Source organism: Nostoc sp. PCC 7524 (genome assembly GCF_000316645.1).
Classification (GTDB): domain Bacteria; phylum Cyanobacteriota; class Cyanobacteriia; order Cyanobacteriales; family Nostocaceae; genus Trichormus.
Genome location: NC_019684.1, coordinates 1578477 through 1598764, shown reverse-complemented (window position 1 = coordinate 1598764; position 20288 = coordinate 1578477). Strand labels below are relative to the sequence as shown.

General features: G+C 44.5%; 1 protein-coding gene (only partly in view). It reads left to right on the top strand.

Going from position 1 to position 20288, the window contains the following annotated elements; genetic code table 11:
- Positions 1-20288, top strand: the 3' portion of a protein-coding gene (locus NOS7524_RS06490) for a DUF4347 domain-containing protein (protein ID WP_015137680.1). Its footprint begins 9619 nt before the window's first position; only the last 20288 of its 29907 coding nucleotides appear in the window; the start codon falls outside the window, past its left edge; the stop codon is at positions 20286-20288.

Genomic DNA, 20288 nt, shown 5'->3' with positions numbered 1-20288 from the left:
CTGCAATAGACACTGCCACAATCACCTCCATTGTGGCTGGTGGAGCTTTAACATCTGCCATTGCTGGCGCATCTAAGACACCACTATCGATTGCTATAGGTGTAGCACTAGCACAAAACAAGATTAACAATCAAGTTGCTGCCTACATTGATAATGCTCAAGTCTCTTCAACCAGTAACAACATAGAGATCATCGCAGACTCTGATGCTACAATTATTGCCCGTAGTGTAGCCGTATCTATTGCCCTAAGTGCTGCCACAGGTATTAGTTCTACGGGCAGCCAATCAATTTCTATAAGTGGAGGTGGTGCAAATGCTAAAAACGATATTCTCACTAACACTAACACCTACATTAAAGACAGCACTATTGATAGTGTCACGGATTTAACCCTGAAGGCAGAAAATACATCCCAAATTACAACCGCAGTAGTCACCATATCAGCATCAGGAAGCTCAGGTTTAGCCATCGGCGCATCAGTCGCTCAAAATTACGTTGGTGACGGTAACGAAATCAGAGCCTACATCGATAACTCTAGGATCAATGCCCGTGGTAATCTGACACAAACAGCTACATTTGGACTAGAAGATGAAGAAACCATTACTGCCGATGTTGGAACAGGAGCAGGAGCATTAGGAGGAAGTCGATTAGGGGTAGCAGCAGCAAGAGCTTTGTCGTATTTTGGAGCATTAATAAATTTTGTTGAAGGAGTTGCAAAAGGCGCACAACCACCGGCACAACCGCCGGCACAACCACCGGCACAACCACCTGCACAACCGCCGGCACAACCGCCGGCACAACCACCTGCACAACCACCTGCACAACCACCCAGAGACTACTCAATAAGACCGACTCCATCAGCCATTACAGGCAGTTTATCGGGAGCAGCAGCAGATAACAAGGTTGCCGTTAGAGTACAAGCATTTATCAATGGCAATAGTAATAAAGGAATTGCTGCTAACAACATCATTCTTAAAGCTAATGACATCACAAAAATAGAAGCCAACGTGGGTGCAGTTGCCATTGCAGCCTCAGTAGCAAAAGACAACAATCTAGCTGCAACCATAGGAGCAAGTTTAGCGCGCAACAGTGTAGAGAATGTAGTTGAAGCTTATATCCTTGGCACTAATAACCCCACAATCACAGCAAGAACGGGTGGACTGACATTAGAAGCCATATCTAACGCCACCATTGATGCTGTTGCTGTAGGAGTGTCAGTCAGTGGTGCCATCGGTGATAAGATTGCAGTCGCCTTGAATGGTGTAGGAGCAGAAACCACCAACGATATTAAAAACACCATTCAAGCTTACATTGATGGCAGTAAGATAGTTGCCGATACTGGATTGACCACCATTACAGCGAAAGATACCTCCAAAATTACTGCCGATGCAGGTGGTGGCACACTAGGCTTCTCTTTGGGTGGTGCGAACGCAAATAGCGTCTCAATAGGCGTGGGTGTGGCTTTAGCAAGAAATACGATTGAGAACAACATTCAAGCCTACATTAATAATTCCAGCGTATCTGCACCGCCTAGTAGCAGCACATCTTCTACATCTGCACCTGTGACAACTAACAGCATATCTATCAGTGCAGAGTCAGCCGCAACGATAAAAACTATTGCCACCGCAGTAGCCATATCAGCAGCCCTCGGTAATACAGGTATAGCCTTGAGTGGCGGTGGAGCAGAAGCCACCAATTTCATTTTCACTAATACCAACGCCTACATCAAAGACAGCAGCATCAGGGACGTTGGGGATGTGACATTGACTGCCAACTCCCACAACACAATAGATGCTGACGTAGTAGCCGTAGCAGGTAGCGGAGCAGGCAGCACAGGTGCAGGTGGCACAGTTGCAGGAGCCGTAACGATTGGCGCATCAGTAGCAAAAAACTTCATTGGCTACAAAGCGAAAAGAAACGCGGCAGGGTTAATCGTTCCTGAAAAGGAAGTTAATGACATTAGGGCATACATTGAAAATTCCAGTATTCAAGCCAGTGGTAACTTGAGACAAACAGCCACAGCATCGGGCAGCATCACCGCCGATGTTGGTGCAGGAGCGATCGCCATTGCAGCTACAGCCAGTGGCACCAATTTTGGTCTTGGTGTTGCAGGTGTTCTAGCTGATAATCAAATTGCCCAAGTCATCAGTGCATTTATTGACGGAGATAGAGATACCGGAATTGTTGCCAATAGCATCGCCTTGAAAGCTGATGACACCACCGACATTACAGCTAGAGTGGGAGCCGCCGCAGTAGGATTCGCAGTTCTGGGACAGAACTCAGTAGCCGCCTCCATAGGGGTGAGTTTGGCACGTAATGATATCGAAAACGAAGTCACAGCCTACATCAAAAATGCAGACACTAAAGTAGAGACTAGAACAGGTGAACTAACACTAGAAGCCATATCCAACGCCACCATTGACGCTGATGCCGTAGCAGCATCAGTCAGTGGAGCGATTAGTAACAGCATTGCATCAGCCTTGAATGGTGCCTTAAATGGTGTGGGAGCAGAAGCCACCAACGATATTAAAAACACCATTCAAGCTTACATTGATGGCAGTAAGATAGTTGGGAATGGTGGCAGCAACCCAGCTGCTAACTCAGGAGGAACAACCATTACAGCGCAAGATACCTCCAAAATTACTGCCAATGCAGGTGGTGGCACACTAGGCTTCTCAGTGGGAACGGGTACCTCCGTCTCAATAGCCGTGGGTGTGGCTTTAGCAAGAAATGAAATTAAGAACAACATTCAAGCCTATATTAATAATTCCAGCGTATCTGCACCGCCTAGTAGCAGCACATCTTCTACATCTGCACCTGTGACAACTAACAGCATATCTATCAGTGCAGAGTCAGCCGCAACGATAAAAACTATTGCCACCGCAGTAGCCATATCAGCAGCCCTTGGTAATACGGGTGTAGCCTTGAATGGCGGTGGAGCAGAAGCCACCAATTTCATTTTCACTGATACCAACGCCTACATCAAAGACAGCAGCATCAGGGACGTTGGGGATGTGACATTGACTGCCAACTCCCACAACACAATAGATGCTGACGTAGTAGCCGTAGCAGGTAGCGGAGCAGGCGGCACAGGTGCAGGTGGAGTAGGAGGAGCCGCAGCGATTGGCGCATCAGTAGCAAAAAACTTCATTGGTAATCATTCCGACGGTAAGAAAAACCAAGTCAGGGCATACATTGAAAATTCCAGTATTCAAGCCAGTGGTAACTTGAGACAAACAGCCACAGCATCGGGCAGCATCACCGCCGATATTGGTGCAGGAGCGATCGCCATTGCAGCGAAAGCCAGTGGCACCAATGTTGGTCTTGGTGTTGCAGGTGTTCTAGCTGATAATCAAATTGCCCAAGTCATCAGTGCATTTATTGACGGAGATAGAGATACAGGAATTGTTGCCAATAGCATCGCCTTGAAAGCCAATGATACCAGCGACATTACAGCCAGAGTCGGAGCAGCCGCAGTAGGATTCGCAGTTCTGGGACAGAACTCAGTAGCCGCCTCCATAGGGGTGAGTTCGGCACATAATGATATTAACAATCAAGTCCACGCTTACATTCAGAATGCTGATAAGGTAGAAGCCAAAAATGGCTCTGTGACAATAGAAGCGATGGAAAATTCCAGGATCACCTCCAATGCCGTAGCAGTATCTGTGAGTGCTGCCGTATCTTCCGGTCTCTTGACAGGTGCGTTGTCTTTGGCTGGGGTCGGAGCAGAATCAACCAATATTATTAACAACAGCGTCAAAGCATACGTTGATAACAGCACCATCGAAACCCAAGGTGGCAACGCCAGCGATATCAAACTGGATGCCCGAAACACCTCATACATCTCTGCATTGGCTGGAGCAGTTGGCGTTGCTGGTTCTGGGGGATTTACAGCAGCAGCAGGGTCCATTGGTGTTTCCTTAGCGAGAAACTTGATTGGCTATGATTCCATCACCGATAACTCAGGCTATGGCAACGAAATTTTGGCATATATCAAAAATTCGACAGCCACCTCAACCGGGAACATCAAAGTTAATGCCAGCAACACAGAAACAATTGAAACAGTATCCTTTGCCGGTTCAGTAGCGATCGCCGCAGGCACTGCTGGTTTAGCCTTAGCTGGCTCTGGAGCAGAATCAACCAGCAAAATGGCCAGCAACGTCCACGCCTACTTAGAAAATACCCAAGCTACCGCCGGATCTGACATAGAAATCACAGCTACATCCGATAGTCAAGTGACTAAAGCCCATGCCGTCGGGGCGGCGATCGCTGCTGTCATAGGTGAAGGAGGATCAGTCTCTGTAGGGGCATCTAAAGTAGTCAACAAAATTGCAAATAGTGTCCAAGCTTACATTAAGAGTGACACGGCTAAAACCATCCAAGCTAACACAGGGAATGTCTTAGTCTCCGCCGATGTTGGTCGCGCCAGCATCAGCAACGTCACGGCGGTAGTGGCATCGGTTGCTGCAACAGTCAAAGGCTTTGCCTTGAGTGGTGGCGGAGTTGGTTTGGACAACACAATCAATAATCAAGTTGACGCATACATTACTGGGCCTGTCACCGTCAATGCCACCAGTGGTAACGTTGATATTCTCGCCAAGGAAGATGCTTTCCTCTCCAGTGATGCCACGGTAGTAACTATTGCTGCTTCTATTATCAGTGGGGCATTGGGTGTAGCCATAGTGGAAAATGAAATTAACAGCAGCATCCAAGCCTGGGTTGATAATGATGCCACCACAGCCTGGACAAGTGGTACTCCCATCACCACCACTATTAACTCAGTTAACACAAGAGTCCACGCAGATTCAGTTGCCAACATTGACAAAACTTTAACCGCAGGTGTTTCTGCCTCCACTTTTGCAGGAGCCGGGAACGAAGCCAAAGCCAATATCCAAACGATAGTCAAAGCCTTTGTAGAAGGAACAAGACTAACATCAACTAGAGATATTGAAATTAAGTCTACAGCTAACAACCGGGCGAGAAGTTCCGCCAACGGTGGGGCATTGGGAGGACTAGCTGTAACAGCAATGGTGTCTGACGTTAACTTGGGTAGAGGTAACGATGTAAATGAACTAGAAGCCACCATCGGGGACGGGACAGAAGTCACCGCCAACACCTTAAGAATTATAGCCACCAGTACCGATGACCTGTTAGCCGAAAGCGTCGCGGCTGGGGCTGGGTTAGTGGCAGCCGGAGGTGCGAAATCCACTCTCAGCAGTGACTATGCCACCATAGGACAAATTGGTGACAATGCCCAAGTCACAGTGAAAACCCTGTCTATCACCTCCAGCCATACCCAAGATGTTGACTCCTCCGCCGACAGTTATACCTACGGAGGCGCAGTTGGTAACGGAGCAGGTGTAGATAATGAAATTACCTCGAAAGCCAATGTAGATATTGGTGCTAACACCACGGTAACTGCCGATAACGTCATCATCAACGCCATCAACCGCCTGACTAAAGATAGATATACGAACTCTGTAAACAGCCCCATCGGACTATTAAACTCTGCCAACCTCAAATCAGGCTCTGCTGGTGCAGGAGTGCTGACAGTTCTAGAAAGTGGTACAGATATCGGTACATCAAGTAATCCCTTTGCAGCTTTAGTTAACATTGGTAACAGCACTAATATTACCGTCAACGGCACAAACGCCAATCCTGGACTACTGCAAATTGAAACCCTCAATGAAGTGACTGCCTATGACCAGGTAATTATCGAAAGTGCCGGTGTTTATGCTCTAGGCGTGGGTTTATCCAGAATAGATTCCAATACCAAAGCCGGAGTTAACTTAAATGGGGCAACTCTAGAAAATAAAACTGGCGATGTTTATCTCACGTCCCGCACTGATTCTAGTCTCGCTCCCAGCAACAATCTGTTAATTCTAGGTGCTGGCTCAGTTAATGCTGGAGATGCCAAAACCACTACTAACGCCACCAATGAAATTAAAGTTGATCATGCAACTATTAAAGGCAGTGATATTCATCTCTATGCAGGTAGAGATAGTTTTGCAGTTCCCAACCTCATAGATAGTTTTGCCAATGCCGAAATTACTACAGTCAGCTATTTCGGTGTGAGTATTCCAGTATTGAATGCCACAATCAATGAAACTAACAAGGTAGACATTACTGGCACAAGTAATATCCAAGCCCTAGAAGATGTCAACCTAGTGGCTAATGAAGGAATAGGAGGTGGAGAACGAGCCAGAACTGATGGCACCCTCGTCAATTTAGCTATTCCTCCCTACGGATTTCCTCTGACTCCCGATGCTTCTAGACCGTCAATTCAGGCAAATGTCAACAGTACAAATCAAGTCAATATTGGCACTGATGCCACCATTGAAGCCGGGATTAATAACAAGTCAGTGGTGCAGATTAAGCCTCTGAGCTTAAATGGTGTAGAACAGTTACCTAGTTCCAAATTGGGAACGCTACTGAGCAATGATGAAAAAACCGCTTTAGGACTATCGTTAGATACAGCCTATGAATACAGCCGATTAGATTTAAATAACATTACCTTTAGTATTTCCACTGACACAGTAGTCAAGGTAGTTGCCAATGCTAACCAAGGAGGTGAAGTTGGTAATTACTATCAATACCAGCCCATTACCGGAGGTGCTTCCGATACAATTATTCTGCAAAATGAGGACTTCTCAAACACGGCTAGATGGACAAACCTAGGTGCCACCTTGACAGCCGAACAACAAGAAGCCTACACAGTTTACCAAAGTAACGTCACACAAGATTTAAAAGCACAACTCACAGATAAGTTTTACGTTATTAAGCCGCAAGACTTAGATGCAGTCACCCTCTCCTATGCCAACGTCGGTAATTTGTTACTAGAACAACGGGAGAAAATTCTGGAGTGGATAGCTAATCACTCAACTAAGGCTGAAGCGATCGCCCGTTATGAGGTACAATTAGCCGAACTGGATACCACATTAAAAGAGTTGGGTTTATCGGAAAAAATCGAAGTCAATGGACGAAATATCCAAGTCATTAAGAGAGGGTTGGATCTGTTATTTGTGAATTTGCCAGATATTTATGCAGCCCCAGGCTCAATCTTTATCGAAGCAGATAGCATGAGTGCAGGTGATTTCACTTCCTTGCTAGGTAACAGACTCAAGGCTCGTTCTGGTGCAGAAATTGACATCCTCAATCAGTCTCCATTTACCCTGACAGTCAACGACACCGTTATCCGTGATAACAAGCGAGTCACAGTTATTGATGGTAAGTATACAGTCCTGCAACCTGGAAATGTTTACGTCAACAACATCCTAGTTGGTGGCGCTAGTGTAAATGTAATTCCCAACACCACATTAGTTAAGTATGGTGATCAAGTCTACCGCTATATTGGCAATACTACCCAGAGATTGTCTTTGTCTGAAGTAAGTTATGATACTGATGCAGCTTGGGAAGTAGATATTAATGAGAATGCCAATAGCTTTGTCCCAGACGCAACACGGAATAAATTTGTTGCAGAAAGTAAGAACATCAGTATTGTTCAGAATGCCTTCGCCAATAGTGCCTACAATATAGGTAATCTGGTAATACCACAGATTGACCAGGATTTGTATATCATCGGTGATGTTGTCAATGAAGCCGGGGATTTATACATCAACAATGAAGAAGGCAGTATTAACGTCTCCGGGGAAATTAGAGGCGAAAATGTGACAATTCAGGCAGTCAGAGACTTTAACCTGAATACCGAGGACTGGTTGCACACCAATCAAGATCCCCGACAATACATTGACTATAATGGAGCGCGGGCAGGAGTATACAACGTCAATGGGACTCCGAAGTCCGAAACTTATACCCAGGGGTCGAATGTTGGAGAACAGACAATATTGGGTATCAAGGTTGGAGGACAGAACTTAGATGCAGGTATTAAGCGCAATCAATCTGCAATTTTAGCCCAAGGCGCGATCGCAGTTACAGCCCGTTATCTCAATATCAACGGCTTAATCCAAAGTGGTGTCGATACCGTTGAATTGGAAATATCTCCTGACTTCAACCCTGGTACAACTACCCAAAGCTTGATCGATGATGACGGTAATATCCTGGCTGGTGTGAGTTTTGGTACGGAAAATGTACCAGTGAAGGGTTACTTTGATGCGGCACAGGGTGCGATCGTCATCGAAGATATTGTGCCGCAAGGTGGCAGAATTACTCTAGCAGGTCAAATTCTCAGTACAGGTAATGGTCAACTCAAGGTTGCTAACGGTTACGCCAGCGTCGATATTAACAATGAAAGTGCCTACAAACTCATTCTCAACCGCATTGACACGACTACCAACCGAGAAGGCATAATTACGCTTGTTGACACATACAGCAACAGCGATCCTAAGCAATTCAAAAAGGTTGAGTATACTGTTAGTGCTGGCAAGATTAAAGAAACCAAATATACGGGAACTCGCCGAGAAGGCACTACCAACATTGACTACACCCTGGAAGGTTCTCCCATTTCCCATAGCTTCAGCGTCACAATTCAATATCGACCAACTACAGGCTTACAGTACGTTTGGACAGAGGGACAAGAGAAAACAAAGGTTTTAGTTGAGAAGTTTGAAAAGAAAAGCTTCAATCTCTTCGGTTTTGATTGGGATGATCTAGCAAAAGATCCTGGAAGACGTGCCTGGGAACAAACTACTTTCCGTGATGACCAACCCCTGCTAGAGTCTGAGTCCTTGGCGATCGCTACACCCAGCATACCTACTGTAGCCCTCATTCAAAACACTTCACTTGTGAGGGATGTTTCAAATAACAAGATATACCGCTACATAGATAACAACGCTGAATTAGAATTATCACTCCAAGACTTCACAGACACAAGTAAGTGGCAAGATACTGGCACTACCAGCACTAGCAGTATTACCGATAGACTAAATAATAAATTTGATAGCAATTACATCAGTGTACCTATATACACGATCAGCTATGAACAAAGGAACGATAACAGCGTAGACCTGATTAAAGACACTTCCCTAGTGAGGGATGTTTCTACTAACAAGATATACCGTTACATAGGCAACAACGCTGACCTAGAATTATCACTCCAAGACTTCACAGACACCAGTAAATGGGAGGATACCGACACCACCAGCACTAGCAGCATTACAGATAGACAAAACAACAAATTTGACAGTAATTACGTCAATTTCTCCAGAACTATAGACAACTGGACAAGTGGCGGTGGTTGGTTCAGGAAGAAAACCTATCACACCAAAGTCACAACCATTACTGGACTCAAAGACTATTACACCCACACTTTAGCAGCCGATAACCCCATTGATATTGAATTTATCCAGGGTTCGGCCACACCAGAAATCAAGATTCATGCCAGAAATGACATCTACCTACAGGGCAACATCGAAACGCCTGATACTGGTAGCGTCAGTTTTACCACTACCAATGGTTCAGTGACATCTGCGCCAACCGTAGCAATTTTCAGTAAAATCAATAACGTCAATGTCGGTGGTGGTTTCCAGGCAAATATTGAAGGCAGTTCCCACCCATTGAGTTTGACAGCAGGTGGCAATATTGATGTCACAGCAGTTTCAGTAGACAACGCCAGCAGCAGCTTTGTGATCGGAACAATTACCTCCACTGGTGGTAACGTAATTATCAATGCACAGCATGGAATTACCCCAGAAAATTCTAATTCCCTGATCACTGGGCAACAAATTGAACTGTATGCTCAAAGCGGGGCGATAGGAACTGCAACTAACCAACCAATTCGCATCAACAGCACCACTGGAGTGACAGCCCAAGCCAACGGTGACATCTATCTCCTAGAAACATCAGGGGATATGAAACTGGGTACACCTTCAATTGGCACAACTGATTTAGTATCCATCAAGTCTGTAACCGGAGACATTTATTTAGAAACTACCAATGGTTCAATCATCGACAGCTTCATCGAAGATCCGTCAGTTAGTTCCAAACTCATCGGCAGAAGCATCAACCCCTTATTACAAGCACAAATTGATGCGGGTACTTTCACCTTAGAATCACTGCAATATCCACTGTCTCCCAATCTCTACAGCTTCCTGTATCCTAATGCAGAGTTCTTAGGGGTGAACCAAAGTCTGAGCAGCAGCGAAAATATCAATATTAGTGGTCGAAATATAACTGTCAAAGCCACAGGCACAAATGCCCAGTTAGGCAGCATCTCAGATAAGATATCAATTGATTTTTCTGGTGGTTATGACAGCTTATCAACCGCCAATAAGCAAATTCTCTCCACCGCCACCGCCTCTGATGTGGTGGGTGTAACCTACGAGATTTACACCTACCTAGGCGATGATGCTACAGGTGTTGACCTAGCTACAGCCGACTTTACTGACACAACATTATGGCAAGAACTACAAATTGACTTGATCTCTCAAACCACGAGGAAAGTTGAACAAAAAGTATCTATCTTGACCGGTCAAACCGTCCTAGTACAGTATGAAGCGGCTGAATACGGTATTTACAAGTACCTAGGTGACGACGCAACACTGGATTTATCACAACAAGTCTATGGTAATCTCCGTCTGTGGGAAAAAGTCAGAACCAGTTATGACACAGACACAGGCAGAAATGTCAATCTGCTCAACGGACAATTGGTGCAGAATAAAGCCGTAGTTGAGCATTTAACTCTGCAATTAATTGATGATATTGACATTACTGTTACTAATAACCTCACCATAGATGCAGGTGATGCGGTAGCAGTACAATCTTCAGGCAATATGAAGATTAATCACCTCAATGCTGGTAATGATGTGCGTCTGCAAGCGGCTGGAGACATCTTAGATAATGGCACCGATGCCACAGCCGCTATTACTACTACTTCTGGGGGTCTACTATTACGTACCGAGGGTGCAGTTAAGGGATTAACAACTGATAACTCGTTAAGAGTCAGTTTGGCTGCTGACGGCAAACTCAGTGCCGAAGTCATCGGTGAGATTCATCTAAAACAAGTCGCAGAAAATACCTTATTTATTGATCAAGTCAATGCTGGTGGCAATGTCACATTAGCAGCACCCACAGCCGGAATATTGGTAAATATTATCTCCTCTACGGGTAGCGTCAATTTACAAGCACAAGGTTCTATCCTCGCAGCCGACCAGCCCAACGAGTTAAATATTCAAGGTTCTGCAATTGACCTGCAATCCACACAAGGTTCTATTGGTGAATTTACCAACTATCTAGATATTGATGGTGTAATTAATGCCGCAGCTTTACAAGGTGATATTTACCTCAACTCCCCAGAAAATCACCTGAGAGTTGGGCAAATTAACACTCAATTTGATGTGGGATTGCGATCGCGATCATCCATTCTAGATACAGAAGACACCACTGTTGATGTCATTGGTAGAAATATCACTTTAGAAACCATAGGTAATATTGGTACAGTTACCGATGTTCTAGAAATCAACACCGACTCAGTAAATGATGGTGAACTCACAGTTACCAGTGGCGGTGATGTTTATGTTCAAGAAACAACGGACGACCTGTTTGTTAACCAAGTAGACGCAGTTGGTCATGCAGATATCGCTGTCATATCGGGTGATATGCGCGTCGGCTCAATCACCGCAGATACCCTAGATTTAGACGCGAATAATGGTCTGTTTATCTGGGGCGCAATCACCACAGCCAATCAAATGAACTTGGTGGCAGGTACTTCTCGACTACAGAACTATGATGATTATTTGAGTGTAGGATTGCCTGATGACCTCTACCTCAAAGCACTACAACCAGATAACTTCTCCCTCTTCCTCGTCGGAACTCTCACCAGTAATGCTGACGATGCCACAGTCAACCTAGAATTTAGTGATGATGTAATTCTGCGCGGTAATATCAACGTCAACGGTAGCAATTCCGATCTGAAGATTCGCTCTGAGGGTTGGGTTTACATTGAAAGCTTCCTCACCGTTGAGGATAAGATCGACATTCTCGGTGGTTACAGAGCCGATGGCAGCAGCACAAACACCTCTAATAGTCAAGGCTCCAGTATTTATGTCCACGGTACATCCAGAGTCAACACCAAGCAAGCCGGTAGTAGCATCAACCTCAAAGGTGCAAAAGACGTTGATATCTTCGGTGCGGTAGTTGCAGGAGGCACAATTAATGAAACTGGCGTTACCTGGGCTGGAGATGATTCTAGTATCACTGTAACAGCCCAAGAGCAAGTCTTCCTCGACACTGGTTTATTAGCTTCCAAAGCCATCACCATCAATGGCGGTGTTGCTGGAGTCGATGATCATAATTTAGCTGTATTGGTGACACCAGCAGGTGGTGCCACAGCCGCAGGTTTCACCTCTGATAACTCTGGTGGACTGTTGACTATCAACAGCACTGGTGACATAGAAATGATGGGAACCCTGGTGGCTGGTGGTCAGTTGAATCAGACCTTTGATGTTGATGGAAATCTGCTCACCCAAACAGTTACCTGGTCACGTAACTACGGTGAAATTAAAATTAACTCCCAAGGTCAAGCATTCATTGGTGGTAACACAGTCAACCAAGAAGGTACACCCATTCAAACAGGTGGTTACTTATTTGCCAATGACCGCATAGAAGTTACTGGCGGTACACACAGTTCTGGTACAGGCACATATATTCATGCTGCTAGTGAATTAGTTACCCATAATGCCAATAGTTCCATTGCCATCAAATCTGTCCAAGATGCAGATATCCAAGGTTTACTGTTACCGGGTGGAGAAGTAATCCCCGTCAGAGATGCCAACGGTAAGTACATGGGGCGTTATACTAATAACTTCGGTGGCGACTCAACTATCACAATTACAGCAGACCATCAAATCCGCATTGGTCAAACACTGCAAGCCGGGAAGCAAATAGACCTAATTGGTGGCATTGATCCTGTAGAAGCAGGTGTAGATTATTCTGGCAAAGGTATAGTGTTGTTTGGCTCAACCCAAATCGAAACTTGGCAAGCCAATAGCCAAATTAACCTCAATGCACCGGGAGAAGTGGCTATTTTGGCACCAGCACATACCAACGAAATTGAAGCGACTGGTTTCTACGAGTTAGCCACAGGTGTTGTTAGTCAAGATGTCACCTTAGAAATACACATCGATAGAGTAGATTTTGAGATTGTAGCCAGTGTCACCTTACCCAAATCTGCCACCGAAGATAACCAAAGCGTTGCTGACCTAGTAGCTGATTTACAAACTGCTCTACAAGGGGCTAATTGGACAGTTGTGACATCTCAAGATACCACGACTCATCCTGTGGGTAGTGCCTACACCGGCTTTAGTGATGCAGACATGAAGGTAAAAATTCGGGAAGGACGGTTAATGTTGACCAGTTCCTACGGATTTAAGTTAATCCAGAGTGGTTCAAGTAATGCTGACCTGTTAGGCTTCACCAACTTAACCAGTGATTTAACTTCTAGCCTCCCCTACACAATCAAAGCCATTCACTCCGGTTCAGTGGTTAGTATTGGTTCACCCACAGCCACCAACGGTAAATTATATATAGCAGGAAAAGTGATTGCCGAAAGTGCGATCGCTCTCTACAGTGGTACATCCCCCGATGGTATTGATATCGACCTCGACTCCACAGGTTTACTAGAAACCATCAACGGTTCCATCAACCTCAATGTGGGTGAATACGGCGTAATTAAAGGTGATATTATCGCCGGCGGCACAGATGCAGATATCATCCTCACTGCTAACAACACCCTAAAACTACACGGTAGTTTAACTGCAACTGAGCAAGTTCAACTCAGTGCCGGAAAAACTATAGTTCCTGGAGAAACCAGTATTCACACCCTGGGAACCAGCAAAATTGATAGTCGCTCCCTCAAGATCACAGGTTTAAATAATGTCATCATCGACAGCACCATCGGTAAAGACAAAACCAACATGACCAACATTGAGATTGCTGCCACCGATGGTGATTTAACCCTAGCTCGTATCTCTGGCAGAATTATCACCAATGCAGACATCATCCTCACAGGTAAGAATGTCAACATAGAAGGGGTACTGCGGCAAACTCAAGGTGATGGTGATAGTAACACCACAGAATTAGTCATAGCTGCCACAGATACAACCACCTTGATGACCGATGTGATTAGCCAAGGGTCAATTAGTATTGTTGCAGGGGATGACATCTCCGCCTACAACGGTCAAATATTAGTACAAGGCACAGGTGAAGTTCTCACCATCAATCAAACCAATGCCAACGGTAGCATTAACCTGGGTCGCACAGTTGTTGTGGATAGCAAATATCAACAACAAGGCTTAGATTTAGTAGCAATCAATAACCTTCGTCTCAATAGTAGCGGTACAGTTAACATTGGTTCTGGAGTCCGTCTATTCACCAGTGGCGATAACAGTAGCATCAATGTTACAGGTGATGTCATCAACGTAGTCGGTTCTCTGGCAGCAGGTGCTAACCTGATCAACGATACCCGTACCTGGACAGGTAAAGTAGCAACAATTAACCTCAACGCTACTGACTTAGTTACCTTTGGAGGTGCAGGTGCAGATGGTACAAACATAGTCACTCGTGGTGGTAGTGCAGCAGCAACAGGCAACATTAACATCAATGTCTCTGGTGGTACAAATCAACTAGACTTGTTGATGAATAGTCTCAGTTCGATTCAGAGTGATACCACAGCCCGCTTTGGTGAAACAGAAACACTTACTTTTACCAATGACACCGACACCAGCATTAACATTACTGCCCAAGGTCAAGTAGAAATTGACGGTTTAATTCAGGCTTACGACAACAATGCAGATATCACCATTGACAGTGCAGGCTTATTGTTAATTAACGGCTACCTGTACGCCGAAGACACTCTTAACTTGGATGGTGGCACAAACGCCGAAAGGTATGGCTTAATGCTCACACCATTAATTTATCAAGATACCCAGGGACGTTTAGTTAACAGTTCCGGTTTCTACATCAATGCCGTTGGTGAATATGTGGATGCTGACGGAAATCAATTAGCTGTTCGTGTCGCACCTATTTCTACTACAGAAGACCTTGACAACCTTACTCGTGTGAGTGGCGGTACACTCGAAACTGGAGTTGGAGGATTCATTAATATTTCTGCTGAGGCAGGAATTGTTCTGCGTGGTCAAGTCGCACCAGCCAATGCTATTGATGGTGCAGTCAGAGCCGAAAAAGTTACCATTATTAGTGAAAACAACACTGGTGATATCTTCATCGACACTATCATAGACGCAAGAAGTCAGGTCATAGTTAAAGGTAATAATCTCTACCTAGTTGACTACCAAGAAAGCAATCCCCAGTCCTCCATTCGTCCCAATAACGCCCTGATTAAAACCTATGGTAGTGGCAGTTTATCCGTCACTGACCCAGCCATTCAAATTCACGGCACAGGTGAAGTCGTGATTGCCCTTAGCCAAGCACCTCTGACCCGTGCGTTGGTAGATTCCCATCAAGATATAGAAGTAATCGCCGATAATCTTTGGATACAAGGATATTTAGAAAGTGGTGCTGGTCGTGACATTACCCTTAATGTTGTCAATGCTGCTGAAATCAGTGGTTTAGTTAACGCAGACGGCAACTTAGCAGTCCGAGCTGGTGTTGACCCCAACTGGTCACTAAGTACACTCCGGGGAACTGTTACCCGTTCTCAGTTAACAGGAGGTAACATCCTCATCAACGGTAAAGGAACTTTGCAATCTACCACAGGTACAGTGACGCTGTTAGCGGGTGGCACTGTGACTGTTGATGCTGACTCTACTGTAGGAGGTAATAAACCAGTACCTGTCCCCTCGATTAATCAACGTGCCATTACTGTTCCTGTTGTCGTTGGTACTAAGCAGGTTGCTGATGGCACAATTCAAGTGGCAGTTATCAACTGGATTCCTACTACTACAGTGTCTCAAGTAGGCACAGAATTATTCAAAGTAGGGAATAAGTTCTACTCTATTGATGCTACGCTCACCCAAGATAGTTACTGGAATCCCACCACTCAAACAGAACGGGAATGGTTTATTAATCAGGTTGACTATACGACAAATGGCATTAACTGGGCAGCTTATCTTGCCACTAAACCCACCAACCCTAACCATAGTTTTAAGGAGTTAAGCCCTGAACAGAAAAATGCCGTGATGAAGTCTTTGGGGTACTACAAACTCTATGACTTCAGCTTTACTAATCTCAAGCAAAATCAAACTATTAATGGCAACACCACAGTTACAGACTGGAATCCTAGTTGGAAATCTACTACAGCTAAAGAGATTATTAACATCCAGGTAGATGGTTGGAGTGATAAATACATCCGTGTTCCTGTGGGTGCAAAAGCTGACTTAGAAGATGTCTTGGGAGTGGTTCAAAGTTCTAGTCCATATGACTGGAATGAAAAGGTTGGTTACTATTGGGATACAGCACAAGCTAAGTACACTCAAGACAGATCAGTTTTCACACCAGATATCAAAAATGGTGTTTGGCTTGTTGATTATGATAATAGTGAGGGACGTTGGGCGGTAAGTTACCACGATAACACCGGTAATCGTCAATATGCAATTAATGAGCGTTCCGATACTCCGGTTCATCGTCAAGATCCTAATTGGGGGGGTAATCAAGTAGGTTATGATTATCTGGGTAGATACGTTTTTGCTCCTCTTGATGGCTACCTCTCAAAAACCGCCGCGCTCTCTTTTGATTCCACATTTGCAATTCGTGACAATGTTGTTGTAGGTTATTCTCCTCGTGAGCAATATAGTGATGGTTGGTATACCTATAGACCCTTCGGTGATGTAGATTCTCTAGACCTCAATGATAACTTCATCACTGTTTATACTCACGGGAATTATAGTGGTGCAGCATTAAATATTTACACAACTGACTACTTCTACTTAGGTGACGTACCAGGCTTTAATAATACCGTTTCTTCTATCAGAATTCCTTCGGGAATGCGTGCTACAGGCTACGAACATGGATGGGTTGATCCATCAAGACGAGGTGCGGCTTATCTTTACACAAGTGATACCCCTGATGTACGTTATGGTGGTCAATACGTTGGATATAATGGCGATCCAAATAATAATCCCGTTATACTTTTCAATATTCGTTGGACTAATGTGCATCCTAGTGGACTAAATGATCAATATGGCGCATTCAAAGTAGAACGACTATACAGAGTTTGGACAGGTGGATATCTTACCGAAACCCAGTATGACTACCTCTACAATTGGACATCAACCACTACCGACATTGAAGACCCACGCCAAACAATACAATACCGGTGGACCGGCAAAGATGAAGATATCTACGATAACCGCCCGGTATTTGAAACCCGCAACTTTATTACTAGAAATGTAGAAATCAAAACCGAGAATAAATACCGTACGGAAAATATCACTGAAGACCAAACAATTTGGATTGTGGAACGGTCAGACGGTGGTAAGAACAGACCCTTCGGTAAATTTGACAATGATTCCATCCGAGCAGTTAACGGCATTACCATTGATGCGGGTGGTAAGGTGAACATTAGTGGTCAAGTTCTCACTACTGGGATTAATGCAAACATTACCATCACCAGTGGCAATGATGTAGAAGTGAAGGGTAAATTACCAATCGGTGCAGACATTGGTACCACCATTGCTGCACCTGCTGTAATTTCTACCCAAAATAACCTCTCTATCACCGCAGCTAATATCAACGTTTCCGACCTGAGTGAATTACGTGCCAATGGTAATAATGGCAAAATTAACCTCACTACCAATTCTGCCACTGGTGACATTAACTTTAGTGGCAATGCCATAGCTGGAAACATTGGTACTAACGGTAGCCAGATTAGATTCAATGCTGGTAATGATTTGAATTTGGCAGGTTTTGCTAGTGCTAACAACAGCATCACCGCTCATGCTGGTCAAGTAGGTGGTAATGGTAACATTTCAGGAGATGCTTTTACTTACCTGCAAACAGGCTCAACGGGTAGCATTACCATTAGAGCAGGGGTAACTACTGGTAATATTGATTTGCCTTCCAGTTGGCTAGACACAGGTAAACTCACCATGACAGCCTCCCAGGGCAGCATCAATAACTACAAATTTAATAACGATATTCGCCAACATGGTTTAATTACAGCTAACACCACGAACCTAACAGCGAAATCAGGTATTAACGCCAACCTCAAAACTAACAATCTAGTTGTTACGAACACCAGCACAGGCAACATTGACCTGACAATAGATAAAAAAGACAGCAGTGAGGTCGCCACGACAGTTACTACCAACAACGGCGATATTACCATTAATGCCATCAGTAGTATCCGTCTGCAAAACGTCAGAGGTTTAGGTAGTGGAAATGACATTACAGTTGTAGCCAGTGGTGCAGTCACCATTGATCGCTTACAAGCGGCTGATAATTTGACCTTAAAAGCGACGGGTAATTTAGTTCTGGATTTAGACGAGGTTGCTTATTTATCTGCTGGTAACTTGATGACTGTTGCGGCTAATCACATCACCCGCAATAATACCAATAACATTAGTGCCAATACTTTAGCCCTCAAGACTGTTAACGGTAATGTTAACCTCTACACCCAAGTCAGGAACCTCAACTTAGTAGCAGGTGGTACAGGTAACGCTGCAATTAATAACAGTGCTACTAATCTCAACCTGACCTCGGTGGAAATTGGCAATGGCGACTTTACCTTAACAACCACTGGTACACTCACCGCTACCTTAGTGAAGTTGATGAACAACAGTCAAGCCCGCACCTTTAGCCTAACTGCTAATGGCGACATGAGCATTGGTCAGATTGATGCTGGTTTGTTCAGTAGCTATGACAATAGTGGGAATCCCCTGAACTTCAGCCAAATCAACCTCACAGCTAATGGAGGTGGTGATATTGTTGCTCTCAATGACAATGATGGTATTGCTGAATTGATTGCCGCCAAGGCTAACCTGACAACTAACGCCAGCACAGGAAACATTGGTTTAATAGAAGTTAATGTGGGTGAAATCACAGCCAATGCTTACGGTGATGTGAAGATTAAGGGCTTGGGTGTAATTGGTAATAATAACCGTACCCTTTCTGTTGACAGCATTACTTCCACCACTGGAAATATCTTAGTTTCCAACATTGGTACATTGAAAACATCTGCTCAACTCACGGCTGGTGCTAGTCGTACCATTGACTTGAGTAGTGAAACAGAAGATTTAATTATCGACCTGCTGAATACCTCAGATACTGATCAGCTTTTGAGCAGTCACACCTTAAATTTAGCCGCAGCAAAACAGCTTGATGTTAACCAAAATATTGTCCTGGAGGCAGGAACCCTATTCTTAGAATTTGGCAAATTGAGCTTAATCCAGGGCAGTGTCAAACTACCAACTATCAACGTCGCAGTAGGCACACCCTATATCATCAACTTCTTAGCCACTGAGCCTGGTAATGAACCCACTTTTGAATGGCGCATTGATTGGGGCGACGGCACGATAGCAACCTTTGGTAGTAACACCACCTTTGCCAGCCACATTTACACCAATCCTGGCCAAGCTCAAATTATCATCAGCGCAGTCGATGAGGACTCTGCACCCAAAAACATCAGCATCACCCTCTCAACGAATCAAGTCAAGACAGTAGGTCCTAACACCATATTCCAACACACTGAAACTAAAGTTGATCGCAGCAATTTAGTCTCTATTACTGGTCAATTCGCTGATATAGAACTAACAGATACCTACACTGTGACTATTGATTGGGGTAATGGTACTACCTCCAATGCAGTAGTCGATGCGACTACAGGCACATTCACTGCTACCTATGAATATAAAGTCATCAGTGGTGATGGTAGCCGCTCTGCTGTCAATGGTAATAGCGGTGATGACCGGATTTTTGGCGGTGTGAATAGTAAAACGATTACTGGTGGTGTAGGGGATGATGAGTTTGTTTATACCGACCTCAACCAAGTGGGTCATCGCATTGCCGACTTTGAAGTTGGGAGTGACAAAATCAATCTCAGCCAGCTACTTGATAGCTTGGTAGATGGTGGTTATCAGGGTACGGATGCTATTGCTGATGGTTATGTCAGATTGATTAACGGATCAACACGCACTGTAACTAATAATGATGGTAGTCTTACCAAAATCCCCAGCACAATTGTGCAAATTGACCGTGATGGTCAGTCTGGTTCGGCTATGTTCCGAAATTTCTTAATTATTGAGAATGTTGCTCTGGAAGATATGAAGAATCCTAGCAATTTCATCTATGACGATGTGGATCATTACATTGTGACTGTCACTGTGACTGACAATGATGGTCGTAAATATACTGCCACCACTACTGTTAGTAAACTCATCTAA